Here is a 26,565-nt window from a genome sequence, read left to right on the forward strand (position 1 = left end):
CCGGCCTGCGGGCCGCGAGGCAGGAAGCATGCGATTCATACGGTTGCTCCCGCATATACAGGGCATGGCCATGGAGGCCCTGTGGGCCTACAAGCTCCGGTCGCTGTTCGTGATCATGGGCGTGGCCATGGGCATTGCCTCGCTGACACTCATTGTCACGGCCGTGGACGGGGCCAACCGCAAGGCTCTGGAGATCGTGGAGATGTTCGGGCCGGACGCGGCCTTCGTGTTGGGCGGCAACATCAAGAAACGGGCGGTGGGCATGCGCACCCTGACCCTGAGCCATGACGACGCCCGGCGCATCCGGCAGTCCCTGCCCGGCGCCTACCTGGTGGTGCCCATGCGTGCCAAGGGCGGGCTGACCATCCGCTACCGCAACAAAAATTACCAGGACGTGTTCGTGGTCGGAGCCACCGAGAATTATGCCACTGTCTGGAACTGGCCCTTGCAGGAGGGACGCGACATCCGCCCCGACGACGAGCGCACGGGAGCACGCGTGGCGTTGTTGGGGTCCAAGCCCGCGCGCGAGCTGTTCGGGCAGCAGTCCCCGGTGGGCAAGACCGTGTTCGTGGGCGGCATTCCCTTTCAGGTTGTGGGCCTGCTTTCGTATCGGGGCATGACCGGTGGCGGCGGGGACATCGACAACCGCGTCATCATTCCCCTGTCCACCCTGACCTCGCGCTTCAATCTGGACCGCAAGTATTTCCGCGCCCTGCGCGTCAAGTTTTACGAACCTGCCTACATGGACGCCCATACCGAAAACCTGCGCTCCCTGTTGCGCCATCTGCACGAGCTTGCGCCGGAAGATGATGACGACTTCACCATCCTCACGGCCGACGAAGTGCTCAAGTTCTTGTCCATGTTCAAGGGCGGGCTGGCCGTGTTTCTTGGCGTGACCGCTACCATAGCCATGCTTGTGGGCGGGTTCGTGCTGGCCAACCTGTTCACCATCAGCGTGAGCGAGCGCAGCGAGGAAATAGGGCTCAAACGGGCCATGGGCGCGCACCGCAGCGCCATCATGGGGCAATTTTTGCTGGAGGCCTCCCTGCTCACGCTGGTGGGCGGGGTGCTCGGGCTGCTTCTGGGCCTTGGGCTGGGGCAGCTGCTTTCCCGGCTGGACATTCTGGTGATCCGTTTTTCATGGAAGGCCTTTGCCATGGCCATGGGCAGCGCGCTGGCCGTGGGACTGGTCTTCGGGCTCAAGCCCGCACGCCATGCCGCAAGCCTTGATCCCATAAAAGCGCTCAAGGGCATGGACTGATCCCTTTGCCTCCTGCCGCGTGCGTGGCGACTTCATGTTTCGGCCCGTTCATGGTATGCCCGGCAAACGATTTCGGGCAACGTGAGAGGGAGAATTCATGACGACCGACAGCAGAAAGGCGCATCATCGTGCGCTGGTGATCAATGTATTGCTGATACTTGCGGCCGTGGCGCTGCTGTTTTTGTTTTTCAGCATGAACCTGTTTCAGGGCGGGGGCGATCTGTTCAACAAGGAGGCCGCTCGCAAGCTGCACTTCAAGGGTGACGTGAGCTTTCGCGACATGAGCGTCAAGCAGCGGACGCATCTGGCCAAAATTCTCAACAAGTACGAACAGGCCCTGGAGCGCGTGGAGGTTGTGGTTTCCAAGCAGGATTCCTATGCCGAGCTCCAGAAAGGCACACAGATGCTGTACGAGATCAGGATCCGGCTGCAGGGCGGCGGGCGCATGAGTTCGCCTGTTCGCCGGACCACCTGGGAACGCCTCGGCAAGGACGTGGCCGCCAAGGTGGACAAGGATCTCAAGGGATATGCCGCCATGCATGGCGGGCGCCTCAAGACCGGCAGCGGCAATCTCATCATCAACAGCATGTAGCAGGTCAGCCCGCCATAATATGTTGGACTACGGTCCGCAAATGCCGTAAAAGACCTACGCCTGCGACCCCGGCAACACGTTGACCGGAGGCGTATGAGTGCGTCTGCGGCATTTCGCCGTTTCCTCAGCCCAAACGACGAACATGAAGACAGAAAATATAAGAAATTTCAGCATAATCGCGCACATAGACCACGGCAAGTCCACCTTGGCCGACCGTATCCTTGAGCTCACGGGCATGGTTTCCGACCGTGACAAAAAGGATCAGTATCTGGACAAGATGGAACTGGAGCGTGAGCGCGGCATCACCATCAAGGCCCAGACCGTGCGTATCCCCTACAAGGCGGCGGACGGTCAGGAGTACGTGCTCAATCTCATCGACACCCCGGGCCATGTGGACTTTAGCTACGAGGTCTCCCGCTCGCTGGCCGCCTGCGAGGGGGCGCTGCTGGTGGTGGACGCCACGCAGGGTGTGGAAGCCCAGACCCTTGCCAACGTCTATCTTGCACTGGACAACGACCTTGAGGTCATCCCGGTGCTGAACAAGATCGACCTGCCCAGCGCGGACACCGAGGCCATTGCCGCAGAGATCGAGGAAGTCATCGGGCTGGACTGCTCCGATTCCCTGCATGTTTCCGCCAAGACCGGCCTGAACGTGGACAAGGTGGTTGAAGCGGTCATCGAACAGCTGCCCGCGCCTGAAGGTTCGGCCGACGCGCCGCTCAAGGCCCTGATTTTCGATTCGTGGTACGATTCCTACCAGGGCGTGGTGGTGCTGTTCCGCATTCTGGAAGGAACCCTGAAAAAGGGCGATACCATCCGCATTTTCTCCACGGGCAAGGATTTCGACGTGACCCGTTTGGGCGCGTTCTGCCCCGAGCCCGCGGATTTCAAGACCATGGGGCCGGGCGAAGTCGGATTCATGTGTGCCAGCATGAAGGAGCTGGGGGATGCGCCCGTGGGCGACACCATCACCCATGCCGAGCGCCCCACATCCGAGGCCTTCCCCGGTTTCAAGCCGGTCAAGCCCATGGTTTTTGCCGGGCTGTATCCCATCGAGCCGTCCGAATACGAGACCCTCAAGGCCGCGCTGGAAAAGCTGCAGCTCAACGACGCGGCCTTCACCTACGAGCCGGAAACCTCGCAGGCATTGGGTTTCGGGTTCCGTTGCGGCTTTTTGGGCCTGCTGCACATCGAGATCATTCAGGAGCGGCTGGAACGCGAGTTCGACGCCAAGCTCATCACCACGGCTCCGTCCGTGGTTTACAAGGTCGATACCGTGGACGGGGAGTCCCTGGTCATCGACAACCCGAGCAAGCTGCCGGACCCCACGCGCATCGAGGCCATTCATGAACCTTACGTGCGCATGGACATTCACGTTCCCAACGAATACGTCGGCCCGGTGCTGGCCCTGTGCGAGGAAAAGCGCGGCATCCAGAAGAACATGGGCTATCTCACGCCCACCCGCGTCATGATCACTTACGAGATTCCCTTCGCCGAGGTCATGTACGACTTTTTCGACAAACTGAAGTCCAGCACCAAGGGATACGCCTCCCTTGATTACGAGATCATCGACTACCGCCAGGCAGACATGGTCAAGCTGGACATCCTCATCAACGGCGACCCGGTAGACGCCTTCTCCTGCATTGTGCACCGTGAGAATTCCGCCCGCCAGGGCCGTTCCATAGCCCTGAAGCTCAAGCGCTCCATTCCGCGGCAGATGTTCGAGGTGGTCATTCAGGCCGCCATCGGGCGCAAGATCGTGGCCAAGGAACGCAACGCTCCCTTCCGCAAGGACGTGACCGCCAAATGCTACGGCGGCGACATCACCCGAAAGCGCAAGCTTTTGGAAAAGCAGAAGGAAGGCAAGAAACGCATGCGGCGCATGGGCAATGTGGAGATTCCGCAGGAAGCGTTTCTGGCCGTGCTCAAGGCCGATGAGGATTAAAACAAACCGGCCGGGGGCGTGCCGCCTTCCCGACTCGTGAAGGACATTCCATGAGCAGAGACATCGTCAAATCCGTGCGCGAGACGTTCGAGATCCTTGTGGTCGCATTGGTTCTGGCCTTTTTTATTCGTACCTTCGTGGTGCAGGCCTTCAAGATTCCCTCGGGTTCCATGCTCGAAACCCTGCAGATCGGCGACCATTTGCTGGTCAGCAAATTTTTGTACGGCATCAAGTTGCCGTTTTCCGACCATGTCCTGATTCCGATTTCCGATCCCCAGCGTGGCGACGTGATCGTGTTCAAGTATCCGGAAAACCCGGATGTGGATTTCATCAAGCGCGTGGTGGCCGTGCCGGGCGACACCGTGGAGATTCGCGGCAAGAAGCTTTACGTAAACGGCAAGCTGGATAAAAATCCCCACGCCAACCACAAGGACCCCACGGTCTATCCCAAGGCCGCCCGTTTTCCCGACAGGCTTTCCCCGGACCAGTTCGACGCCTATTTCAACGGTTCGGGCCACATGTCCAAACGCGACAACATGCCGCTGTTGACCGTGCCCAAGGGCAAGTATTTCGTCATGGGCGACAACCGCGACGGCTCGCACGATTCCCGGTTCTGGGGATTCGTGGACCGCGAGGCCATCATCGGCAAGGCCATAATCATCCACTGGTCGTGGGCCAGCTTCACGGATGTGCGCTGGAGCCGAATCGGTACGCTGGTGAAATAGCGTTCCCACACATGTGAATTCTGTGAATTCCCAAGCCGAACGCCGCTGAAGCAGGCCGTCTGTTTCAGTGTTGTGTTCGGCAATCATTCAAACGACTGTTTACAGCCAAACTCCGACGAATTGGAGTAGAGCGATGCGAATCGACGTACATACCCATGCCTTTGCCCCCAAGATTGCGGACAGGGTGCTGCACCAACTGGAAGGACACTACGGGGTGCACCCGGTCGGAACAGGCCAGGCCGACGACCTGATCGGACAAATGGACAAGGCCGGGCTGGACAAGGCCGTGGTGCTGCAGGCCGCAACAACTCCCGAGCAGGTCGTGCCGGCCAACGACTGGGCCATCAGCCTCAGGAGGAACAACCCCCGGTTCATCCCTTTCGGGACGCTGCATCCGGATTTCGAGCGCAATGCCGAAGAACTGGATCGTCTTGAAGAGAACGGCATTCAGGGCTTGAAGTTCCACCCGGACTTTCAGGGCTTTCGCATGGACGATGCCGGATTCTATTCGTTGATGGAACTGGTGGGCGACAGATTCATCTGCCTTTTTCATGTGGGCGACACCATGCCCCCGGAAGAGAATCCGTCCTGCCCGAAAAAGATGGCCGCACTGCACAGGGATTTCCCGGAAACAACCATGATCGCGGCCCACATGGGCGGCTACCGCCAATGGGAATATGCCCTTGAACATCTCGCCGACAGCGGAATTTATGTCGACTGCTCCAGCGTTCTCGAATTCGTGGACGACGACCTGCTGGCGAAGCTCTATGACGTATACCCGGAAGACAGGGTGTTGTTCGGGAGTGACTATCCGCTGTATGGCGCCGCGTCCGAAATCGAGGAGCTGACCCGCCGGTTGCAGTTGAGTAACGAACAACTGGACAGGCTCCTGAGCCGCGCCGGGGATTTGTTCGAGTAGCGGACGTGTTTATCCGGCCCTTTCCCGGCAGCCTGCCGGAATGGGTTTTCCAGTCAGATTTCGCGGGAGCATCGTTGGATGCTTCCGCGTTTTTTTGTGGGTAGACATGAAAAAAGCCGCCCTTGGGCGGCTGTGCTATTCGTTCGGAATCTGAGAGGGCCGTCAGGCCATGGCGCTGAAGACATGCGCCTGTGGTGCCGCTGCGGGCTGGGCGTAGGTCGCAAGGGCCTTGTTCACGGTTGCGGGTCCGGCATTCGCCGCGGTGAGCGCTTCGGGCGACAGCTCGGCTTCAAGCTGCTGGGAGAGCGATTGCAGTTCGGACTGTTCTTCCAGGTCCTTTTGCATGGCTTCCAGCAGTTCTTCGGTGGGGTCGATCGGCTTTTCGCCGTCCGCGGCTTCGACCTGTGCGGTCTGGATGAACATGCGGCTGGTGATGCTGCCGGCCTGTTCTCCGCTCTGTTCCGGGCTGACTGCATGAAAGACTTCCTGCGAACCGTTGTCGAAGAAGCTGTTCAGCTCCGTGTTCACGCCGCTGTTGAATTTGGCCATGGCCGCGTCGCCCGCGTTGACGCCGAAATTGCGGTCGATCATCTTCAGGGTGTTGAGCAGGCCGTCGCCGATGGCCTGTTCGCTCTGCCCGGAGGCGGCGGACTGCACCACCATGCCCATGGCGGCGGTGGCCGCGTCCTTGCCGTATTGCTCCTCGATCCAGCGGACCGTGTCTTCCAGCGAATCCACCAGCCCCGTGGAATCTTTTTCCGTTCCTTCCTCGTCCGTGAATCCCTTGAGATAGGAATCCATGAGCGAGCCGAACGCGTCCACGCGGTCGTTCATGACCGGTGCGGACGCCTGCAGGGCGGCCGGGCGGGCAATGGTCAGTTGCGGCGATGTGGAGGCAGCCTGCGCACTTTGCTTGTTCTGCGCGGACGCGCCGAACAGCGAACCGAATCCGGACTGCTGGTCCGAACCCTGATTTTGCTGCACGAATGCGCTGTTGAGATGGCTTGCCTGTATGATCATTGTTGCTCCGCAATTGTTGCCGATGCATATCTATCGGCTTGCACATGGAATAACTTTACGTTGCAGGGGGCATTTTGTTAGATTCGCCTACCAAAACGATAAAGGAGGAAAGCGCTGTGGCCGAACTCAGGCTTGTGAACACCGTGAAAGCGGCGGGTTGAGCCGCCAAGATCGCTCCGGGTGATCTGGAGCGGGCTCTTTCCGGGTTGAAAGGGCTTCACGACCCCAGAGTGCTCGCCGGTATGGGCGGCGACAATGAAGATGCGGTGATCATGCGCTTTCCTGCGGGCAAGGCGCTGGTTCAGACCGTGGACTTCTTTACGCCCATCGTCAACGACCCGTTCAAGTTCGGGCAGGTGGCCGCGGCCAATGCGCTTTCCGATGTCTACGCCATGGGCGGTGAACCGTGGGCGGCCATGAACATCGTCTGTTTCCCGGCCAAGACCATGCCCGGCACCATTCTGGAACGCATCATTTCCGGCGGGCTGGACAAGGTGCAGGAATCAGGGGCCGTGCAGGCGGGCGGACACAGCGTGGAAGACGACGAGATCAAGTTCGGTCTTGCGGTTTCCGGGGTGGTGGACCCGGACAACTTCGCCTCCAACCGGGGCGTGCGCCCGGGCGACGAGCTCTTGCTGACCAAGCCCATTGGCACGGGCGTGCTGGCCACGGCGGTCAAGGCCGAATGGCAGGACTGCGACCGACTGGAAGATATTTTGTATACGTGGGCCTCGCGCCTGAACAGGGGCGGCGGCGACGTGATCCGTGAGCTGGGCCTCAAGGGAGCCACGGACGTGACCGGCTTCGGGCTGGGCGGGCATCTTGTGGAGCTGGCGCAGGCCAGCGAGGTGCGCATTGAGCTGCACACGGACCGGGTGCCCTTCATTCCCGATGCCGTGGAGCTGGCGGGCATGGGCCTGTTGCCTGCGGGCAGCCTGTGCAACCGGGATTATTTCATGGGCCGCACGCAGCTGGGCGACAATCTCGACCCGGTGCTGCGCGACCTGACTTTCGACGCCCAGACTTCGGGCGGGCTCGTGCTGGCCGTGCCTCCGGGCAAGCTGGAGCAGGCCCGCGCCATGCTGGAAGCCTCCGGGGATCTGGCCGCCCATGTGGGCACGGCCGTGGAGCCGGGCGCATCCGAAGACGCCGCCGTATTGATCGTGACATAAGGCCGGGCTATCCCCGGCATCCGTATATATACCTAAGGAGAAACAACAATATGCCTGTCCGTGAAAAGGACGATTTTCTTGTTTTCGGCTCCCCGCTGGTGGGGGAGGAAGAAATAGCCGAGGTGGAACAGAGCCTGCGCAGCGGCTGGCTGGGGACCGGCCCCAAGGTGGCCCGGTTCGAAAAGGATTTTGCCGCCTATGCCGGGGGCGAGCACGCTGCTGCCTGCAACTCCTGCACGGCGGCCCTGCACTTGGCGCTGGTGGCCCTGAACCTGAAGCCCGGGGACGAGGTCATCACCACGCCCCTGACCTTTTGCGCCTCGGTCAACGCCATTATCCACGCCGGGGCCACCCCGGTGCTGGCGGACGTGGACCCGGTGTCCGGAAACATCGACCCCGAACGTGTCCGCGAAAAGATAACGGACCGCACCCGCGCCATCCTGCCCGTGCACTATGCGGGCCGCGCCTGCGACATGGACGCCGTCATGGCCATTGCCCGCGAGCATGGCCTTCGTGTGGTGGAAGACTGCGCTCACGCCATCGAGACCACCTACAAGGGTCGCCATGTGGGCACCATCGGCGATTTCGGGTGCTTCAGCTTTTACGTGACCAAGAACGTGATTACGGGCGAGGGCGGCATGGTGCTGGCCCGCGAGCAGGAAAACATCGCCCGCATCAAGGTGCTGGGGTTGCACGGCATGAGCGCGGACGCGTGGAAACGTTTCGGCGACGAGGGCTACAAGCACTACATGGTCGTGGAAGCCGGGTTCAAGTACAACATGATGGACATCCAGGCCGCCATCGGCATCCATCAACTGGCCCGCGTGGAAGAGAATCTGGTGCGGCGCAACGAGATATGGGCCGCATACGACAAGGCCTTTGCCAATCTGCCTTTGACCCTGCCCGCGCCCGAAGAGCCGGACACCCGCCACGGCAGGCACCTGTACACCATATTGGTGGACGAGGACGCCTGCGGCGTGAAGCGCGATGTCATGCTGGAGCGCATGACCCGCGAGGGCATCGGCGTGGGCGTGCACTATTTGAGCATTCCCGAGCATCCCTACTACCGGGAGCGTTTCGGCTGGAATCTGGAAGACACGCCCGAGGCCGTGCGCATGGGCCGCCAGACATTGAGCCTGCCCTTGTCCGCCAAGCTGGCGGACCGGGACGTGGACGACGTGGTGCGGGCCGTGAAACATTGTCTGGGTGCGGAGTAGTCATGCGCGTGGTGGTGGTCGGCAGCGGCGGGCATGGCGCGGTGGTGCTGGACGCACTGCTGCGCATGCGCGAGGCCGGGGCCGACATGGTGCCCGTGGGCATTGTTTCCCGCCGGGACCACGGCAGCGAGATTCTGGGCGTGCGCGTGCTGGGCGATCATGACGCGCTGGAAACGATGGAGCATGACGCGGTGGTGCTGGCCATCGGCGACAACCGCACCCGCTGCCGGGTGGCGCAGGAATTGTCCCAGAGCGCTTTTTGCAGCGTGGTGCATCCTGCGGCCGTTGTGGCCCCGGACGTGGAAATCGGCCCGGGGGCCGTGGTCCTTGCCGGGGCCGTGGTCAACACCCGCACGCGTCTTGGCGCGCACTGCATCCTGAACACGGGCTGCACCGTGGACCACGACTGCGAAATCGGCCCGTTCTGTCACGTTGCGCCGGGCGTGCATCTGGCGGGCAACGTGCGGCTGGAACAGGGCGCGTTCATGGGCATCGGCTCATGCGCGGTTCCGGGCGTGCGCGTGGGCCAATGGGCCGTTGCCGGGGCCGGAGCCGCCGTGGTTGCGGATGTTGCGGATCATGCCACGGTAACGGGCGTTCCGGCCCGGACCACAAGTCAAAGCTGATATGCGACCGGCCCTTGCGGGCCGTGGGAGAGCCGCGTGAGCAACAGGCGCATATTTCTTTCTCCACCCCATATGGGGGGCAGCGAACTCGAACAGGTGCACGCCGTGTTCGATTCCAATTATATCGCCCCTGCCGGGCCGCACATCGAGCGGTTCGAGCAGCGCATGGCCGAATACACGGGATTCGGGCATTGCGTGGCCCTGAGCTCGGGCACGGCCGCCATCCATCTGGGCCTGCGCCTGCTGGGCGTGCGGCCCGGCGATCTGGTCATCGCCTCCACCCTGACGTTCATTGCCTCTGTTTCCCCGGCCCTGTGGCTGGGGGCCGAGCCGTTGTTCGTGGACAGCTGTGAGCAGACATGGACCATGGACCCGGCCCTGCTGGAGCGCGCGCTGGAACAGGCGCACCGTGACGGACGGCGCGTGGGTGCGGTGGTGCCCACGGACATTTACGGCCAGTGCGCGGACTATGACCGCATTCAGGACGTGTGCCAACGCTTCGGCGTTCCCCTGCTCACTGACGCGGCCGAGGCCCTTGGCGCGCGCTATGGGGAACGCTCCGCGGGGAAGGGCGCGCAGGTGGCGGCGTTTTCCTTCAACGGCAACAAGATCATCACCTGCTCGGGCGGGGGCATGCTGGCTACGGACAACAGGGAACTGGCCGAACACGCGCGAAAGCTTTCGCAGCAGGCGCGCGAGCCGTTCGTGCACTACGAGCATGTGGAAATGGGCTACAATTACCGCATGAGCAACGTGTGCGCGGGCATCGGGCTGGGCCAGATGGACGTGCTGCACGAGCGCGTGGCGCAGCGCCGCGAGATATTTTCCCTGTATTCCCAACTGCTGGGCCGCGTGTCCGGCATATCCTTCATGCCTGAGGCCGCCTATGGCCGCGCCAGCCGCTGGCTGACCGTGATGCTGCTGGACCCGGAACGCTGTGCCGCGAGTCCGGAGCAGGTGCGTCTGGCCCTTGAGGCCGAAAACATCGAGTCCCGCCCGGTGTGGAAGCCCATGCATTGCCAGCCCGTGTTTGCCGGGGCGCGCTGCGAAGGCGGGGCCGTGGCCGAATCTTTGTTTGCGCGGGGCCTGTGCCTGCCCTCGGGCACGGCCATGACCCGGGCGGACGTGGAGCGCGTGGCCGGAATCATCCGGGAGTGCTCCGCATGAGTCTTGCCCCGCATCTTGTGCGCAACCTGCGCAACCGCAACTTCTTCATCATGCTGGGGCTGGACGCGCTGGTGTTCATGGTCTCGGTCTGGCTGGCCTACCAGCTTCGTTTCGATTTTCAGGTGTCCGGCCAGTACCGCGCGCAGCTGTGGGGCATGCTGGCCCTGAGCGTGCCGGTCAAGATGGGCATTTTCCTGCTGTTCGGCCAGTATCGCGGCATGTGGCGCTATACCAGCCTTGAGGATTTCTGGAAGTTGCTGCGCCTGAGCGCGTTGCAGAGCCTTGTGCTGGTGGCGGCCGCGCTGGTGGCCTTCCATGTGCGCGGTTTGCCCCGCAGCGTGTTCATTCTGGACTGGGTCTTCACCTTCGGGCTTGTGGCCGTGCTCCGGCTGGGCATCCGCGCGTGGCATGCGGGCTTTCCGTTCGCAAGGCGGGGCGGGGTCCCGGCGCTGGTCATTGGCGCGGGCAATGAAGGCGCGCGCATTGTTCATGAACTGGCCGGGGCGCGTTCCGGCAGGCAGGAGTGGTCCGTGGTGGGCCTGCTGGACGAGGATGCCTCCCGCCATGGGCGCACCGTGCACGGGGTTCCTGTGCTGGGCGGTCTGGATGCGTTGGAAGCGGTTGTTCAGCGTTTTGGCGTGCGCGGACTGCTCATAGCCGTGGACAAGGCCAGCCCCGGGGAGATGCGTGCCATTGTGGAGCGTTGCAGCAGCACCGGATTGCCATACCGCATTCTGCCCGCCATGAGCGAGATCCTGGACGGCCGGGTTTCGGTGAACGCCCTGCGCGACCTGCGCTATGAAGACCTTTTGGGACGCGACCCAGTGGAACTGGACACCGGGCGCATTGCCGGGTGCGTGGCCGGAAAGGTGGTGCTGGTCACGGGCGCGGGCGGCTCCATCGGTTCGGAACTGTGCCGCCAGTTGGTGCGTTTCGGCCCGGCGCGGCTGGTGCTGGTGGATGCCGGGGAATTCAATCTCTATTCCATCCAGTCCGAACTGGAGCAGGACTTCGGATTCGACAATGTGGAGGGCGTGCTCGGCTCCATTTGCGACGAGCCGCTTATGCAGCGCGTTTTTGCCGATCATCGACCGGCCATTGTCTTTCATGCCGCGGCCTACAAGCACGTCCCCATTCTGGAGCGTAGCCCATGGCAGGCCGTGAACAACAACATCACGGGTTCGCGTATCGTCATGGACGCGGCCGTGGACGCAGGCGTGGAAAGGTTCGTGCTGGTGTCCACGGACAAGGCCGTGCGACCCACCAACGTCATGGGCGCGAGCAAGCGCGTCACCGAATTGCTCATGCAGGCGCGGCTCGGGCAGGGCACCCGGTTCATGGCCGTGCGTTTCGGCAACGTGCTCGGGTCCAGCGGGTCGGTGGTGCCGCTGTTTCGCCGTCAGATAGAAAAGGGCGGTCCGGTCACCGTGACCCACCCGGACGTGACCCGTTATTTCATGTCCATTCCCGAGGCCGCGCAGCTCATCCTGCAGGCCGCGAGCATGGGCAGGGAGCAGGGCGGCGAGGTCTTTGTGCTGGACATGGGCGTGCCCGTGCGCATCACGGACATGGCCCGCGACCTGATCCGCCTTTCCGGCCGGGAGCCGGACACGGACATCAGGCTGGTGTTCACCGGACTGCGGCCCGGCGAAAAGCTGCATGAGGAACTGATCACCGCGGGCGAAGGCATCGTGCGCACCGAGCATGAAAAGATTCTGGTGCTGGCCCGGAAGCCGTCGGATGCTTCGGAGTTCTCGCCGGGCACGCCCATGGACCCGGAACGGTTGCACGATCTGCTGGCCCGGCTCGAGCAGGCTGCAAGCGTTCGGGATTCCGCAGCAATTCGCGGGCTGCTTGTTCAACTGGTTCCCGAATACACGGGCCGGGACTGATCGGCGAAGACATTGAACGCGCACATGGCCGCACCCGAGGGTGCGGCCATGTGTTTTTCGGGGTCCGGGTTTCCTTTACTGCAAGAGCAGGTATACGGGCGGAATGGCCACGGTGTCCGGGTTGATGGTCAGTTGCATGTAAGCGTTCTGGTCGGTCCATGCGTTGTAGGTCATGAGGTTCTTGTCCAGCCGGTCCTGCAACGGGAATCCGTATGCCGGAGTCAGGTGAAGAAGCGTGGCCGCGTAGTTGTGGTAGCAGCGCTCGTCCGATTGCACCTCTTCAAAGACGATGTCCTGTCCTGCCGGGGTATTGGCCGTGTCGAGCCGCGTACCATCGGTCCGGACGCCGCCCCACCAGTCCGCGCTGTCCATGTCCCCGATGGCTGTGCCGTTGAAGTCGGTGGTGCTGCCCACGAATCCGAAGCATGTGCCTGCCATCAGGTCTCCGACGATCCAGCCGTACACGTCGTTGGTAATGCCCGCGGTCTGGGGTTGTTCCACACCGTCCTGGGTAACGGTATACTTGGGATTGTTGCCCCATATGCCGTAGATGGCGTTCATTTCGCTGAACTCGATGCGTATGGAAACGTCGTCACCGATGCCGTCTCCCTGCAGATCGACCGGGGAAGTGGGAATACACGCGGCGCGACCATTGCCGGATCCCGTGTTGGCCACAAGGGTGACGCCGCCGCCCGCATCGAACGTGGCATCGAAATCGTATGTCTGTTGCTGGAGAGTGGGATCGGCCCAGGGGCCGGAGCCTACGCCCGCGAAAAGTCCCTTGATGTGGGTGACGTTTCCGGGGAGCACTGTTTGCAACAGGTAGGTCCAGTCGTGGTAGTAGTCGCCGTTTATGTTGGGCGCGACCACGCGGGCGAAGTTTGTGTCGGGCGGTATGCCGGCGGTGGTGGGGCGGACGTTGTTCTGCCCTGTTTCCGCGGTGGACGCCGCGGCCTTGACCAGGGCCGTGCTGCAGGCCTGTGTCTTTTGCGGACTGTTGGCTGCGGTGGTGGCGTTGAACATCTCAAGGGAAAGGGAGATGGAGGTGAAGTCGATATATGAGAGGTCCACCCACAGGCAGGTGTCGCCGTCCCCGTTCAGCTTCACTGTGGGCTCGAAATATTGGTAGCGTTTGTAGTAGTTGGAATCATTGATATTGTTGGCCACGGGCTGCTGGCCTTGTACCAGGTCGGTCATCTGCGCGCCGATGCTGACATACACACGCCCGGATTCGTAGGATTCGAGGGATACGGCGGGCGTGTTGGCCGGAGCTCCGTTCAGGGAAGTGGGGCTGGTCATTTGCGCCAGGCTGTATGACGTGTTGAGCTCAAGGTTGTTGGAAGCTCCGGTAGTATCCTTGTACGTGCCGGTGATGTGTCCGTTGGTGTTCACGAAGGTGACCCACACCTCCGAAGGATCCAGGGTTGCAGGAATGTCGAACGTCATGGTGACAGGCGCTGTTCCCGCCAAGCTTGCGGTGCAAAATAATAATGTGCTGATAATTGCCAGTATGAAGCGCATGAAAATCTCCCCTCACTATGTCGTTTTTTGAACAGTGCCAAAAACATATACGAGGAGAACGGGCCATTCAATTAGCGTTGTTTGAAAGCGAGGTTTTCATGCTAGCGGGGCAGGCTGTGACACGCAGTTTTTTCCTCTGCAAAAGCGGATTTCCTGTTGACCGAAATAGGTAATGTGGTATGTGTCTATCGAATACCATGGTATTCGGAGCCAAGTTTTTTTCCGTGAACAGACCCTCACAACGGGAAAAACGCCGAAATTCGGTTGGCTCCCCCCTTCCCTTGTGAGCGCCGGTTCGGGCACAACCGGCGCTCCTTTTTTGGAGAATATCTAGACTTGTCCATTGTTTTCAATATGTTTGAAAAGCCGCGCCAGCTCTGGGCTGCCGGGCCTCGGGCAATGAAAACTCGGTTAAATTCTCCTAAATGACTTGATTTAAACGGTTATGTCGGTTAATAGCCATATTAACTATGAGTTTTCCCTTGGACAAAGGGCGTGTGTCCTGTTGTCTATAGGCTAGAGGTGAACATGGATAACGATTGTATATTCTGCAAAATCGTGGCCGGAGAAATCCCCTGTGCCAAGGTTTTCGAGTCCGAGACCTGTCTGGGTTTTCTGGACATTGCGCCGGTGAACAAGGGCCATGCCCTTGTGTTGCCCAAAGCGCACCACCCCGCCCTGTGGGATCTGCCTGCCGGGCTGGGCGAAGACCTGATGGCGGCCATGAAGGCCGTGAGTGTTGCCGTACGCGAAACAACCGGCGCACACGGCCTGAACGTGATGCAGAACAACCTTGAAGCAGCAGGGCAGCTTGTGCCGCATCTGCATTTTCATGTGATCCCGCGTTTTTCGGACGACGGGCTGCAGTTGTGGGCGCAGGGCTCCTATGCGTCGGGTGACGAGATGAATGCTCTTGCGGAATCCATCCGCAGGGCCGTTGAATAGCTTTCTCAAACCTCGAGAACGGAGGCGACGATGAGTGGGCAGACACTGACCAAGGCCGGAATTGTCGATTACATTTACGAACGTACCGACAAGAACCGCGCCGAAATCAAGGATCTTGTCGAGACCATCCTGGATGTCATGAAAGAGTCCATCAAGAAGGACCATGCGCTTCTGGTGAGTGGGTTCGGCAAATTCGAAGCCTATGACAAGCGTGCCCGCAAGGGACGCAATCCCCAGACCAGCGCAACCATTACCCTGCCCCCGCGCAAGGTTGTGGTTTTCCGCCTTTCCAGAAAGTTCCGGGCCGAGCTCAACCCCTCCTAGCAGGGTTGGCGGTTCGCGTGACACCGCACAGGAAAAAAGGTCTTCCGGAGTAACCGGAAGACCCTTTTCTCGTATCTTTTTTCAGGCGCATGGTTTCGCGCCTGTCCGATGCGTTGCACCACAACGAGCAACCCCTCGCGTACATTCTGTGCGCGAGGGGTTGCTCGTTGTGGTGTCGGGATATCCTGTCTGGCCCGTCCCGGGTGTGCTCTGCGGTGATTCCGGTTCGTACCTGAGCTACTGGTCGGAGATGATGAAGCTTTCCGGGTGTTTTTCCATGAGCTTTTTCAGGGCCCGCTGCGCGCATTCCATGTCCGGGAAAACGCCCGCCTGTACGCGGTAATACCCGTCGTCCGGGTCCTTGGCCATGCGGCTGCCCTTGTAGCCCAATTCAAGCAGGGCGTCGCGCACCTGTGAGGCTCCCCGTTCATCGGAAAACGCACCCACCTGAATATAGAGCAGGCCCGGCTCCACGGCCTTGAGGGGCAGCTGGTCTTCCGGCGTGCCGGAATCGATCTCGGGTGCGGGCTTGGGCGCAGGCTTTTTTGCTGGCTTGGTTGCGGGCTTCGGCTTGGCCGGGGCCGCGGGGCGCCTCGCCGGCGGTTCTGTCACGATGGTTTTGCGTGCGCAGCCCGAAAGAATCAGCCCGGCAGCCAGCAACAATATGGCGAAGAGAGTGTTTTTTTTCATTGTCGATATCCGTTGGCAGCGCGTCCGGGTATGCGGGCGCGGCAGTATGTATTGGCTCTGTAGTTCACAATGGCCCGCATTGCAAGGCGGGGGCAACATCTGCACAAGCCTAGGTGTGCGGGGGTTAGCGCGCCGCCACAAAGCTGGAGAGAATGGCCACCAGTGTAACCCCGCCCACGAGCGCGGCGCAGTATTCCATGGGCATGAATTGGATATGGATGAACAGGGGCGGAATGTTCAGTATGTCGGCCAGTGCGTTCTGGGCGAGTTTGAGCAGGCCCAGCCCCGCCATGCTGCCCGTGAATCCGAGGACCATGCCCCCGGTTATCAGGGGCCAGCGGATGTACCACGGCTTTGCCCCCACCAGAGCCAGAATCTCGATCTCGTCGCAGCGGGTCAGCAGGGAAAGCCGCATGGTGTTGCCCACCACCATGGCCACCACCAGCCCCAGAAAGCCGATCACCGGCCAGATCACGGCCTGACTGATGAGCGTCCAGCCGTGGGCCAGGTCTTCCTGCAATGGGGAGTAGTGGACCTTGTCCACGCCGGGCATTGATTTGAGCCGTGTCAGCAACTCCGCGGCCCAGCCTTTTTGCTGGCTCTGGGGCGGCACGGCAAAGGAAGCCAGTGCGGAAAAGGGCAGGGGGTTGTTTTCCTTGAGCCAACTGAAATCCCCGGCCTCGCCAAGGGAGTCCGCCAGCTCCAGCAGCGCGTCCTGCGGTGTGAAGCCCTTGATGTCCACCAGATGCTTCATGGCCCCCACGGATTCCCACTGTTCTTCGATGAGCTGCGGGTCCGCGTCGGTTTTCCAGTATATCTGGAACTGGACCTGGCCCCGCGATTTCATGAGTTGCATGTTCACGTTGTGCAGGCCCAACAGCACGAATCCGGCCAGCAGCGAGACCATGGCCACGGCCACCAGCGTGAGCAGGTTGGCCCATGGGTGCACGACGATGTCGCCCAATCCGCGGCCGGTGAGTCGGAAGAATTGGCCCAACATCAAAAATCCCCGCTTTCTTCGGCGTGTTCCGGGGCATCGGTATCGTGGATGCGTCCGTTTTCCAGATGCAGCACCCGCGCCTCGGGCACGGCTTCCAGCACTTCGCGGCTATGGGTGGCCATGATCACCGAGGTGCCGTAGGTGTGAAACTGCTTGAAAATTTCCATCAGGTGCATGGTCAGGCCGATGTCGAGGTTGCCTGTTGGTTCGTCCGCGAGGATGAGTTCCGGGTTGCTGACCATGGAGCGCGCAATGGCCACGCGCTGCTGTTCGCCGCCGGAAAGGCGTTCGCACGGGGTGTAGCTCTTGGTTTCCAGCCCCATGGCCCGGATGATGGCGCGCACGCGGCGTTCCAGCGGGGAGCGGGGCATGCCGCGCACTTCAAGGGCCATGGCCACGTTGTCGAACACCGTGCGCCTGGCCAGTATCTTGAAATCCTGAAACACCACCCCGACCCGGCGGCGCAGTTGCGGCACATGGCGGCGTTTGAGCCTGTGCAGGTCGAACCCGGCCACGCTGGCGCGACCGCGCGTCACGGGCAGTGCGCCGTAGAGCAGGCGCAGCAGGGTGGTCTTGCCCGCGCCCGATGGGCCGGTCAGAAACAGGAAGTCCCCCTTGTCCACGGACAGGTTGATGTCCTTGAGCGCCCAGTGGGAACCGAAATTGTACGAGAGGTGCTTGAGTTCGACCATGGGTTCCTGTGTACCTGCCGCGGCAGGCTTTGTAAAATCCGTTAGCTCCGGCGCAGGACCGGATGGCCGGACTATCCGCGCATCAGCGAGCGCAGCAGGGCCAGATTGCGGCGGTCCTCTTCCAGATCGTCGCCCTTGTCCGTTTCCAGTGTGCCGGGACGATCCGCGAACCGAACGTCGTTCATGAGCAGCCCGAATCCGGTTTCCCCGATGTGGCCCTTGCCGATGTGTTCGTGCCGGTCCTTTTTCTCGCCCAGTGCGGTTTTCGAGTCATTGAGATGGAAGAAGCCGATGCGCTCTACCCCGATCAAACGGTCGAATTCCGCAAAGGTGGCTTCATACGCCTTTGCGGTGCGCAGGTCGTATCCGGCCGCGAACGCATGGCAGGTGTCGAAGCAGACGCCCAACCGGTGCTCAAGGCGGCTGGCTTCCATGATCCGCGCCAGTTCCTCAAATGTCGACCCGAGGTTGGTGCCCTGTCCGGCCGTGGTTTCCAGCAGCACGGTCACGCTGTCCGTTTCCGATTGCTCGATGGCCGCGTCCAGATTGGTCGCATAGGTCGCCAGTCCCTGCTGCGCGCCCGTGCCGAGGTGCGACCCCGGGTGCGTGACCAGCCACGGAATGTCGAGCGCTTGGCAGCGGCGCAGTTCCTCGGCAAAGGCGTTGCGCGATTTTTCGGCGGCCTCGGGCTTGGGACTGGCCATGTTGATGAGGTAGGAGTCGTGGGCGGCCACCGGATGATCCCCCCAGCGGGCGCGCGCCTCGGCAAAGAGCCCTATGGCCTCGTCGGTCAGGGGCGGAACCTTCCACTGCCGCTGGTTGCGGGTGAATATCTGCAATGCCGTGCCGTCCACGGCCATGATGCGTTCCACTGCCTTGTGCAGGCCCCCGGCAATGGACATGTGTGCTCCGAGATGCATATGCTTTCCTCCGGGCGCCATTGTACCCGCATATTGGTTTTGGGCAAGGGTTGCGGACTCTTGCATGAATGGGCATCACAAGGTACTCAGTGACCATGCAACCCACGGAGCGTTCATGAGAATCGAGATTCCCAAACCGCACGGCAAAAGCCCCATGGAGCGGGTCTTGCGCACGCTGGCCATGCTGCTGGTGGTGTTGGTGGTCATGTGGGCCTTTTACAAGAACAACGAAAACGTGCTGGAACGGGTGCAGAAGACGCGCACCGTGTGGGACGAAACCGGCCAGATGAACCGTGAGGATATCGATTTCCTGCGCGGGTTCGTCAAGAGCCTCAAGGACACCTTCGGTATCAACTGCCGGATTCAGGTGTTCAAGGGTGACGTGGTGGTGCCGGATGTGGACGCCAAGACCCTGTACGTGGGCCTTTCCCCGGCCCGGCGGCAGGTGGTCATGGAGTTCCCGGCCCTGATGCGCCCTGCCCTTGGCGCACCGTTCATGGATTCCCTGCGCGACGAGCATTTTGCGCAGGCCTTTGACGACAACGACTGGATACGCGAGCTCAAGATCGCCATGACCATGATCTGGTCGCGGCTTGCGGTTCTGGAAAATCAGGAGGCCACCCAGTGAAGGTGACCATGTATACGGACGGATCGTGCCTCGGCAATCCCGGCCCCGGCGGCTATGGCGCGGTTCTGGTTTACGGTGACAACCGTAAGGAACTTTCTCAAGGCTACAGTGATACCACCAACAATCGCATGGAGCTTCTGGCCGTGATCCGGGGGCTGGAAACACTGACCCGCTCATGCGACGTTCAATTGTGGACCGACTCCAAATACGTGCAGCAGGCCATCACCAAGGGCTGGCTCAAGAACTGGCAGCGCAACGGCTGGAAAACCGCGGCCAAGAAGCCGGTCAAGAATCAGGATCTCTGGCAACAGCTCATGCCCCAGCTCGAACGGCATCAGGTGGACTTCCGCTGGGTCAAGGGCCACAGCGGGCATCCCGAAAACGAGCGTTGCGACGAGTTGGCGCGCACTGCCGCATCCTCATCCGACCTTCTCCCCGACCAACGCTAGCAGGCTGTTGAAAAGCGGCAATCTGCGGCGTTGCTTCAAACGGGCCAACCCCTCGCGTATGTGAAATACGCGTCGGTTCTGTCCCGTTTGGCGCGCCTTGTTGCTCCTTCGGAGGGCAGGGCGCTGCCCTGCACCCGCAAGGGACACGTCCCTTGACCCTTTTCTGTTCCGCATTCTGCGAATGCGGAACGGGTGGGCGATTCAGCAGAAATAGTTTTTCGTTTCCCCGCAACACCCCAGCGGCCGGTTTGCTATGCAAACCGGCCGCTCGCCAAAAAGTTTTGGGGGAGGGGTTTGGGGAGGGCCCTTTTTCAAAAGGGCCCTCCCCAAAAAAACTTCACCCCCCCCGTCCAGCGATGCCTAACGGGAAAAGGCGCTGATGCGCTGGGCTATGTTGGCCTTCAGGTTTTCATAAAACAGCGAATAGTCGAACGCGTGGTAGACGCCATGGGGGAAGTGGCCGCCCTTGACCGTGACCAGCTCCACGTTTTCGGGATGCACGATCAGCCCGCCGTCCTGAATTTGCGCCGAGGTGAAATGCGGACGCACGCCCGTGGGCTTGTCGTGCGCGTCAAAGAACACGGCCCCGAGGTTGCGCTCGGCCGAAACGAGGTTCGTGTCCGTGGTCCATGAGAGCGGGTTGGTGACTGCCGCGCCGGGCCGCAGGGTGGGCGCAACGTCCTGTCTGCCCGGGGCCATGGTGTTGTAGGAGACCACGCATCCCGTGTCCGAGGCGGCTTCGCACATGGCGATGGCCGGATGCGCGGCGAGTTCCTCTTCGGTCATGCACCAGCCGATGAGCAGGGCCGCGATCATGCGCTTTTCCGCGCCGGTTGTGCCCCAGTGCTCCAGCATGAGGTCCGTGAGCATGAGCGAGCCCTGGCTGTGTCCGGCCAGAAAGAACGGGCGGCCGTTGTTTTCGTGCTCAAGGTAATGGTTCAGGGCGCGCCAGACATCGTTGCGTGCGATTTTCTTGAGTTTTTCAAGCTGTTCTTCGGGCTGGGTCAATCCGGCCAGATTCATCTGCCGGTACATGGGCGCATAGATGTTGGCCTGCCCCTCGAATACCGAGGCCTGCGTCTTCAGTGGGGCCATTGAGGCTGCGCGCATGGCCGGGGCCGTGGTGTCCATGAGCCAGTGTTCGTCGTCGAACAATACCGTGGGATAGACGAAGAATACGTCCACCGGGGCCGTGGGCACGGCGGGTTTTGCCAGCCATGACTGTTGCTGCGCGTAGTCGGGTGCCGGGGGAATCGGAGCCGTGTCGAGGGGCGGCAGGGCCAGGGCTGCTGCCGTTGCGATGATGGTCAGTACAAGGGCGAGCGCGGTTGATTTGAGTAGAGGCATGGACAGTTCCTTTTTGGGGTTGGGGACGGGCCCGGATGATGCAACGGAATGGGAACCGGTGGAAGTATTATCTGCTGTGCCGCAGCGCAACGGATTGGCTGCAGCCATGCGCAGGGAAGCGAATCATGGAAGGGGTGCTCTTGGCCGTGTTTCCAGAACTGCCGGCCACAAGAAAAGGCGGGAGTGTCGGTCCCGCCTTTTCTTCATTATATGGACTGGTTCGGGGCTATTTGCCCACCATGATGTCCAGGATCACCTTGTCGGTCTGGGCCATGCCGCAGGTTCCAAGGCGGCCGAGATTGCGGATGCAAGCTTCCACGTCGTCGTCCACGATGCCTTCGTGTCCGTTGGCGGAAGTGCCCCGTTTGGCAAGGAATGCGGCCTGTACCGCGGCCTCCACTGCGGAGGCGACCTTCAGGGAACAGGCGGGCTTGGCCCCGTCGCAGATCATGCCAGCAATGCTGCCGACCATGTTCTTGATGGCGAAACCCGCTTCCTTGAGTCCGCCGCCCATGAGCAGCACCATGCCGCAGCTGGCGCCCGTGGCGGCCAGCACCGCACCGCACAGGGCGGAAAGGCGGCCCAGATGATGTTTGGCGTGGATGGCCGTGAGGTGGCTCATGATCAGGGCGCGGGCCAGGGGTTCGTCGGCAATGCCCTGCTTGCGGGCCATGGCCACCACCGGGATGGTGGCGGTGATGCCCTGGTTGCCGCTGCCCGAGTTGCTCATGACCGGCAACATGACGCCGTCCATGCGGGCATCCGAGGCGGCTGCAGCCATCTTTATGGCGCAGGATGCCACGGCATCGGCGCGCAGGCCCTGCTTGATGTCCTCTTCAATGGATTTGCCCACTTTGAGCCCCCAGTCATGCTGCATGCCTTCTGCGGCAATGGCCTCGTTGAGGCGGGCGGCCTCCAGAATGAAGGAGATCATGTCAAAGGGTGCGTTCACGGAAAAATCGTGAATGCGCTCCATGGTCAGGGGCCAGTTTTCGTCCTCTTCGGATTCGCCGGGCCAGGGCGCGGAGAATATCTCCTCACCGTTTCGTTCCAGCAGGACAATGGCGGTATGGTTGCGGGCAATGACGCAGTGTGCGGAGTCTTCGCCGTGTATCACCGTCACTGCCGCATAGAGCAGTTCCCTGGTGTCGGCCAGTTCAACGCTGACGCGATTTTCGGCCAGCATCTTCCTGCCTTCGGCAATCTGCTCCCTTGTCAGGTCGCGGAGCACTTCAAGGGAGAGGTCGGCGTTGCCGCCCGTGGCTCCCACGGCCGCAGCGATGTCCAGGCCGGTCATGCCGGTTCCGGGCACGCCCACGCCCATGCCGTTCTTGAGCAGGTTCCCGCTGACCTTGACGCTGACGGTCTCCGGATTTTTTCCAAGGGCCTTCACCGCGCTGGCCGTGGCCAGGGAGATGGTGATGGGCTCGGTGCATCCGAGAGCGGGCACGACTTCCCTTTTGAGCAGGGCCACAAAGTCGTTCCATTCGGGTTTTATCATGATGTTTACTCGTTGTTGGAAGTTGCGCAGGAAGGTTCTGTTTCCTGCAACTGGCCGTGGCGGTTGAAGAAGCCTTCCAGCATCAGGGTCAGGGCGCCGTCCCCGGTGACGTTGCAGGCGGTGCCGAAGCTGTCCTGCAGGGCGAATACGGCCAGGAGCAGGGCCACGCCTGCCGGGTCGAACCCGAGCACGCCCACCACGATGCCGAGGGAGGCCATGACCGTGCCGCCGGGAACGCCCGGTGCTCCGATGGCGAAGATGCCGAAGAGCACGATGAAGAGCATCATGGTGCTGAGTTCGGGCAGGGTTCCGTAGAGCATTTGGGAGATGGTCATGGCAAAGAAGGTTTCCGTGAGCACGGAACCGCACAGGTGGATCGTGGCCCCCATGGGAACCATGAATTCAACCGTGTTGCGGCTGAGCACCTTGGATTTGGATGCGCACTCCAGGGCCACGGGCAGCGTTGCGGCGCTGGACATGGTGCCGACTGCGGTCAGGTATGCGGGGGAGTAGTGGCGCAGAACTTCGATGGGGTTGCGCCCGGAAATGACGCCGGCGAGGGTGTAGAGGACAGTCAGCCAGATGGCATGGCCCACGAGCACCAGCACGATGACCTGCAGGAACACGGGCAGCTGTTTTGTCAGACTGCCTTCGTAGGCCAGCCCGGCAAAGGTGGTGGCAATGAAGAAAGGCAGCAGGGGGATGACGATTTTGGTGACGACCTGCATCATGATGCCTTCGAATTCGCAGAGGATTTTTTCAAAGGTCTTGGCCTTGCTCCACAGGGTGGCCACGCCGAGGATGATGGCCGTTACCAGAGCGGTCATGACCGGCATGACCGGGGGGATGTTGAGCTGGAAAACCACTTCGGGGATTTCGCGCAGGCTTTCCACCTGGGTTGCGATGGAAAGATGCGGGATGATCATGTACCCGGCCACACAGGCCATGGTGGCCGCACCCACGGCCGAAAGATAGGCCACGGTCACGCCTGCGCCCAGCATCTTGCTGGCGTTTTGGCCCAGGCGGGTGATGGCCGGGGCAATGAACGCGATGATGACAAGCGGAACGGTGTAGAAGATGATCTGGCCGAGCACGTGCTTGACTGTGGCAATGACCTCCATGGCCGATTCATTGGCTACCAGTCCGATGACAACACCGGCCGCAATGCCGATGAGAAGTTGTATGATGAGGCCGAATTCGCCTTTGCGCTTGGAACCGTTGGACATGTGAGAACCTCCAGGTATGTGAGTACTCATGAACGGCTCCTGCGCAGGCAGGAGCCGTGATACGCCTACTTCTCCGCGATCACTTCGATTTCAACGAGAGCTTCCTTGGGCAGGCAGGCCACCTCGAAGCAGCTGCGCGCCGGGAAGGGCTTGTCGAAATAGGTGGCGTAAACCTCGTTGACCGCGGCGAAATTGCCGATGTCGCTCAAAAACACCGTGGTCTTGATGACGCGGTCCATGGATGAACCCGCGGATTCAAGGATTGCCTTGACGTTTTCCAGCGACGCCTTGGCCTGTTCCTCGATGGTCTCGGGCATTGTTCCGGTTTCGGCGACAATGGGCAGTTGTCCGGACGTGAACACCAGATTGCCGCTGACCATACCCTGTGAGTATGGGCCAACGGCAGCAGGTGCTTTTTCGGTGTCGATACGAGTGGGCATGATGCCTCCTTGTTGGTGTGATATTTCAGGGCAGGGATCGTGCCGCTGCCCTCGATTGATTTTTTCTTGTATTGCGAAAAAAATATTAGGTCAATAAATTTTCTGCAAAATATAAGAAAAAATTATCACACAAGGAGGCTAGGAGTGGATTTTCTGCAGGTATCTGTAGATGGTCGCCTCGGAAGCTGCGAGACGGTCGGCCACCACGGCCACCGTGCCCTTGAGCAGGAATACGCCCCGTTCGTCCAGAACGCGGACAAGGTCCATCTTTTCCGCGGCCGTCATCCGCTTGGGAGGAATTTCCGCCCGGTTGATGATCTGTTCGATGAGGTTTTCGGTCAGGTCCTCGATGGATTCGGAAAACGTTTCGCTCTGGTCGGGCGCGTCCTTGGCGTTGGCGCTGTCCTTGTTCACGAAGCTGATGATGCGGTTCAGCGTGTCCCGGGCGTTGATCATGTCCGAAAGGTCCATGTTCAGGCAGAGCATGCCGGCCAGTTCGTTGTTGTCCCGGATGAAATAGGTGGCCGAGTGCAGGGGGCGGTCATCCTTTGACCGCGCCACATAGCCCATGACCCAGTCCCGGCGTTCGTATTCCCTGGTCTTCAAAAACTTGAGGGCCAGATCCGTGAGGGGCGCGCCTTTCCTGCGGCCCGTGATGTGGTTGTTGGCGATGGCCAGCACCGAGTTTTCCTTGGATGTGGTGTCGTGCAGCACTATTTCGCAGTTGGGGCCGATGAATTCTCCCAGAAACTGGACCAGGGGGATGTAGGCGTCAATAAAACGTGGCGGCGTTTTGTGGGCGGACAAAGCAACTCCTTGTCGTGATAAATTTTTATTACGGAGAGATTTTGGTATCGCGGTGAAAGAGGATTTGTCAAATTGAGAATGTCGGGGGGGGCATCAGGAACGTTCGTTCACGGCCCATTTATGCGATTCGGCCGCGCGTTTGCCTCTCGCGGACGATTCGGGAGGGGGTGGGGGCCTTTTCATAGGCCTCCTCCCCATATTTCATTCAAACATTTCCGCCGGAAACAAAACGCAGCATCCGGCTCAGGCCGAGGCCGTGTTGCGAATCGCCCCTGCGCATGGCCCACTCGGCCAGCGCGAATCCGGCAAGGCTCAACAATCCCAAGAGCAGATACAATGCCTCGAATCCGATCGTGTCTCCGACCATGCCGAACAGGGGTGCGGTGGCCAGCGGCACCAGAATGAACAGGCTGCTGAGCAGGGCGAATCCGGTGCCGGAATCGTGCCCGGCGCAGGCGCGCATCATGAGGGTGAAGCCCCAGACGTTGATGCCGCCCATGAGGATGTTGTCCAGCGAAAGCACCAGCGCGGTCTTCCACGGCGCAATGGAGTGCGCCCCGGCAATGAGCACGGTATAGGCGGCCAGCCCGGCAACGGTCAGGCAGAACACACGCAGGAAAAGGCGCGGCCCGAAGCGGTGCAGCAGCCAGCCGCTGGCAATGGTTCCGGCCAGCCCCGCGGGATAGGCGAAACGCATCATGAGCTTGCCCATGACCGGGCCGGTCATGCCGAGGTCCACGAACAGGGGCATGCGCATCTGGAACGATGAAAAGGCAAAGGCCGTTGGCCCGATGAGCACGGGCAGCAGCCACAGCACGCCCGGACGGCGCACAAAGGCCCGCAGGCCGGTACGTTCGTGTTTCTGGCTGTCATGGCGTTCATACAGGGACGGAATCTCCCTGTGCAGGAAAACCGGCAGGCTGAGCCCGAAGACCGTGGCCGCGAGGATGTGGCACAGGGTCTGCCAGCCAAAGGAGTCGTGCAGCACGAGCATGAGCCCGCCGCCGAGCATCATGCCCACGTAGCGCGCACCGGCCTGCACGGTATTGCCCCATGAGCGTTCGTGCGGCTCCAGTATGTCCGTGGCGTAGCCGTCCACGGCAATGTCGTTGGTGGCCATGACCATGTTCAGGAGCAGCAGCACCACGAACATGGCCGTGAAATCGGTTTCCGGCGGCATGTGCGCGGCCACGAGCAACAGGCACGCGCCCACCCATTGCAGGGGGAATATCCACGAACGCCTGCGGCCCAGCGCTGGCAGGTAGTGGGAGTCCACCCATGAGGCGTGGATGAACTTGAAGGCCCACGGCAGATGCAGCACGAACAGCCCGCCGATGCTTGCCAGCGACATGTGGTTCTGGCGCATGATGACCGGCATGCAGCCGAACACATAGCCCATGGGAATGGCCTGGCACAGATACATGGAAGCGAGCAGCAGCATCTTGTGCGAAAGCGAACCGCCGGGGGCGGGACCGGAACGTGTGGCGGACATGGTCGTGTCTCCCTGATGCGGCCACGGTGCCGGAACCATGAATGTTC

26 protein-coding genes are annotated in these 26,565 nt (G+C 61.2%); 14 read left to right on the forward strand and 12 right to left on the reverse strand.

What is annotated here, in order from left to right; genetic code table 11:
* Positions 1-28 precede the first annotated feature (28 nt).
* The 5 genes from F8A88_RS09290 (at position 29) to F8A88_RS09310 (ending at position 5,442) form a co-directional block, all read left to right on the forward strand.
* Positions 29-1,261 (forward strand): ABC transporter permease, encoded by a 1,233-nt coding sequence (locus tag F8A88_RS09290; protein ID WP_151150865.1) that lies wholly within the window; start codon positions 29-31, stop codon positions 1,259-1,261.
* A gap of 97 nt (positions 1,262-1,358) precedes the next feature.
* Entirely contained in the window at positions 1,359-1,853 is a 495-nt protein-coding gene (locus tag F8A88_RS09295; protein ID WP_151150866.1) for a hypothetical protein, read from the forward strand.
* 142 nt (positions 1,854-1,995) lie between these two features.
* Positions 1,996-3,798, forward strand: a complete 1,803-nt coding sequence (lepA, locus tag F8A88_RS09300; protein ID WP_151150867.1) for a translation elongation factor 4 — start codon at positions 1,996-1,998, stop codon at positions 3,796-3,798.
* A 50-nt stretch (positions 3,799-3,848) separates the two neighbouring features.
* Positions 3,849-4,523 (forward strand): signal peptidase I, encoded by a 675-nt coding sequence (gene lepB / locus F8A88_RS09305; RefSeq protein ID WP_151150868.1) that lies wholly within the window; start codon positions 3,849-3,851, stop codon positions 4,521-4,523.
* 133 nt (positions 4,524-4,656) lie between these two features.
* Entirely contained in the window at positions 4,657-5,442 is a 786-nt protein-coding gene (locus F8A88_RS09310; protein WP_151150869.1) for an amidohydrolase family protein, read from the forward strand.
* Positions 5,443-5,604: 162 nt separating this feature from the next.
* Here F8A88_RS09310 and F8A88_RS09315 read toward each other — a convergent pair whose 3' ends face one another.
* Entirely contained in the window at positions 5,605-6,462 is an 858-nt protein-coding gene (locus F8A88_RS09315) for a hypothetical protein (protein WP_151150870.1), read from the reverse strand.
* Positions 6,463-6,578: 116 nt separating this feature from the next.
* On the opposite strand from F8A88_RS09315, the gene selD reads away from it, so the two are divergent.
* The 5 genes from selD to F8A88_RS09340 are packed head-to-tail and all read left to right on the forward strand — an operon-like array spanning position 6,579 to position 12,536.
* The gene (gene selD, locus F8A88_RS09320; RefSeq protein WP_151150871.1) at positions 6,579-7,634 is read left to right on the forward strand and encodes a selenide, water dikinase SelD; all 1,056 of its coding nucleotides are present in this window, start codon (positions 6,579-6,581) and stop codon (positions 7,632-7,634) included.
* A gap of 50 nt (positions 7,635-7,684) precedes the next feature.
* The gene (locus tag F8A88_RS09325; protein ID WP_151150872.1) at positions 7,685-8,851 is read left to right on the forward strand and encodes a DegT/DnrJ/EryC1/StrS family aminotransferase; all 1,167 of its coding nucleotides are present in this window, start codon (positions 7,685-7,687) and stop codon (positions 8,849-8,851) included.
* 2 nt (positions 8,852-8,853) lie between these two features.
* Positions 8,854-9,477: a NeuD/PglB/VioB family sugar acetyltransferase gene (locus tag F8A88_RS09330; protein ID WP_151150873.1), complete on the forward strand. Its 624-nt coding sequence runs from the start codon at positions 8,854-8,856 to the stop codon at positions 9,475-9,477.
* 36 nt (positions 9,478-9,513) lie between these two features.
* Positions 9,514-10,644: a DegT/DnrJ/EryC1/StrS family aminotransferase gene (locus tag F8A88_RS09335; protein WP_277752584.1), complete on the forward strand. Its 1,131-nt coding sequence runs from the start codon at positions 9,514-9,516 to the stop codon at positions 10,642-10,644.
* Positions 10,641-12,536 carry a polysaccharide biosynthesis protein gene (locus F8A88_RS09340; protein WP_151150874.1) on the forward strand — a complete coding sequence of 632 codons (1,896 nt, stop codon included), beginning with the start codon at positions 10,641-10,643 and terminating at the stop codon, positions 12,534-12,536. The genes F8A88_RS09335 and F8A88_RS09340 overlap by 4 nt, the downstream gene beginning before the upstream one ends.
* A 75-nt stretch (positions 12,537-12,611) precedes the next feature.
* On the opposite strand, the gene F8A88_RS09345 is transcribed toward F8A88_RS09340, so the two are convergent.
* Positions 12,612-14,057: a beta-1,3-glucanase family protein gene (locus tag F8A88_RS09345; RefSeq protein ID WP_151150875.1), complete on the reverse strand. Its 1,446-nt coding sequence runs from the start codon at positions 14,055-14,057 to the stop codon at positions 12,612-12,614.
* Between the two features lie 528 nt (positions 14,058-14,585).
* On the opposite strand from F8A88_RS09345, the gene F8A88_RS09350 reads away from it, so the two are divergent.
* Both F8A88_RS09350 and F8A88_RS09355 read left to right on the forward strand, forming a co-directional pair.
* Entirely contained in the window at positions 14,586-15,002 is a 417-nt protein-coding gene (locus tag F8A88_RS09350; protein WP_151150876.1) for an HIT family protein, read from the forward strand.
* A 30-nt stretch (positions 15,003-15,032) separates the two neighbouring features.
* Positions 15,033-15,326, forward strand: coding sequence for an integration host factor subunit alpha (locus F8A88_RS09355; RefSeq protein WP_151150877.1), 294 nt, complete (start codon positions 15,033-15,035; stop codon positions 15,324-15,326).
* A 237-nt stretch (positions 15,327-15,563) separates the two neighbouring features.
* Here the strand turns inward: F8A88_RS09355 and F8A88_RS09360 are convergent, their stop codons facing one another.
* The 4 genes from F8A88_RS09360 to F8A88_RS09375 form a co-directional block, all read right to left on the reverse strand.
* Entirely contained in the window at positions 15,564-16,016 is a 453-nt protein-coding gene (locus tag F8A88_RS09360) for an SPOR domain-containing protein (protein ID WP_161598369.1), read from the reverse strand.
* A 124-nt stretch (positions 16,017-16,140) separates the two neighbouring features.
* A complete protein-coding gene (locus F8A88_RS09365) occupies positions 16,141-17,016 on the reverse strand; it encodes a cell division protein FtsX (RefSeq protein WP_151150879.1) in 876 nt (291 codons plus the stop codon).
* Positions 17,016-17,708, reverse strand: coding sequence for a cell division ATP-binding protein FtsE (gene ftsE / locus F8A88_RS09370; RefSeq protein ID WP_151150880.1), 693 nt, complete (start codon positions 17,706-17,708; stop codon positions 17,016-17,018). Before ftsE ends, F8A88_RS09365 begins: the two co-directional genes overlap by 1 nt.
* Before the next feature lie 71 nt (positions 17,709-17,779).
* Entirely contained in the window at positions 17,780-18,628 is an 849-nt protein-coding gene (locus tag F8A88_RS09375; RefSeq protein WP_151150881.1) for a deoxyribonuclease IV, read from the reverse strand.
* A 115-nt stretch (positions 18,629-18,743) separates the two neighbouring features.
* Between F8A88_RS09375 and F8A88_RS09380 the strand changes: the two genes are divergently transcribed.
* Entirely contained in the window at positions 18,744-19,256 is a 513-nt protein-coding gene (locus F8A88_RS09380) for a hypothetical protein (protein WP_151150882.1), read from the forward strand.
* Between the two features lie 8 nt (positions 19,257-19,264).
* Positions 19,265-19,705, forward strand: coding sequence for a ribonuclease HI (rnhA, locus tag F8A88_RS09385; protein WP_151151013.1), 441 nt, complete (start codon positions 19,265-19,267; stop codon positions 19,703-19,705).
* A 360-nt stretch (positions 19,706-20,065) separates the two neighbouring features.
* Here the strand turns inward: rnhA and F8A88_RS09390 are convergent, their stop codons facing one another.
* From F8A88_RS09390 to F8A88_RS09415, 6 genes are all read right to left on the reverse strand, one after another.
* Positions 20,066-21,052: a DUF3089 domain-containing protein gene (locus tag F8A88_RS09390; protein ID WP_161598370.1), complete on the reverse strand. Its 987-nt coding sequence runs from the start codon at positions 21,050-21,052 to the stop codon at positions 20,066-20,068.
* Between the two features lie 226 nt (positions 21,053-21,278).
* A complete protein-coding gene (locus F8A88_RS09395; protein WP_151150884.1) occupies positions 21,279-22,553 on the reverse strand; it encodes an L-cysteine desulfidase family protein in 1,275 nt (424 codons plus the stop codon).
* A 5-nt stretch (positions 22,554-22,558) separates the two neighbouring features.
* Positions 22,559-23,809, reverse strand: coding sequence for a dicarboxylate/amino acid:cation symporter (locus F8A88_RS09400; protein WP_241667404.1), 1,251 nt, complete (start codon positions 23,807-23,809; stop codon positions 22,559-22,561).
* A 35-nt stretch (positions 23,810-23,844) separates the two neighbouring features.
* Positions 23,845-24,219, reverse strand: a complete 375-nt coding sequence (locus F8A88_RS09405) for a RidA family protein (RefSeq protein ID WP_151150885.1) — start codon at positions 24,217-24,219, stop codon at positions 23,845-23,847.
* A 138-nt stretch (positions 24,220-24,357) separates the two neighbouring features.
* Positions 24,358-25,026, reverse strand: coding sequence for a helix-turn-helix transcriptional regulator (locus F8A88_RS09410; RefSeq protein WP_151150886.1), 669 nt, complete (start codon positions 25,024-25,026; stop codon positions 24,358-24,360).
* Between the two features lie 205 nt (positions 25,027-25,231).
* Positions 25,232-26,518 (reverse strand): MFS transporter, encoded by a 1,287-nt coding sequence (locus F8A88_RS09415; RefSeq protein WP_161598371.1) that lies wholly within the window; start codon positions 26,516-26,518, stop codon positions 25,232-25,234.
* Between the last annotated feature and the right edge of the window lie 47 nt (positions 26,519-26,565).

It is taken from the genome of Pseudodesulfovibrio senegalensis (genome assembly GCF_008830225.1).
Taxonomy (GTDB): Bacteria; Desulfobacterota; Desulfovibrionia; order Desulfovibrionales; family Desulfovibrionaceae; genus Pseudodesulfovibrio; species Pseudodesulfovibrio senegalensis.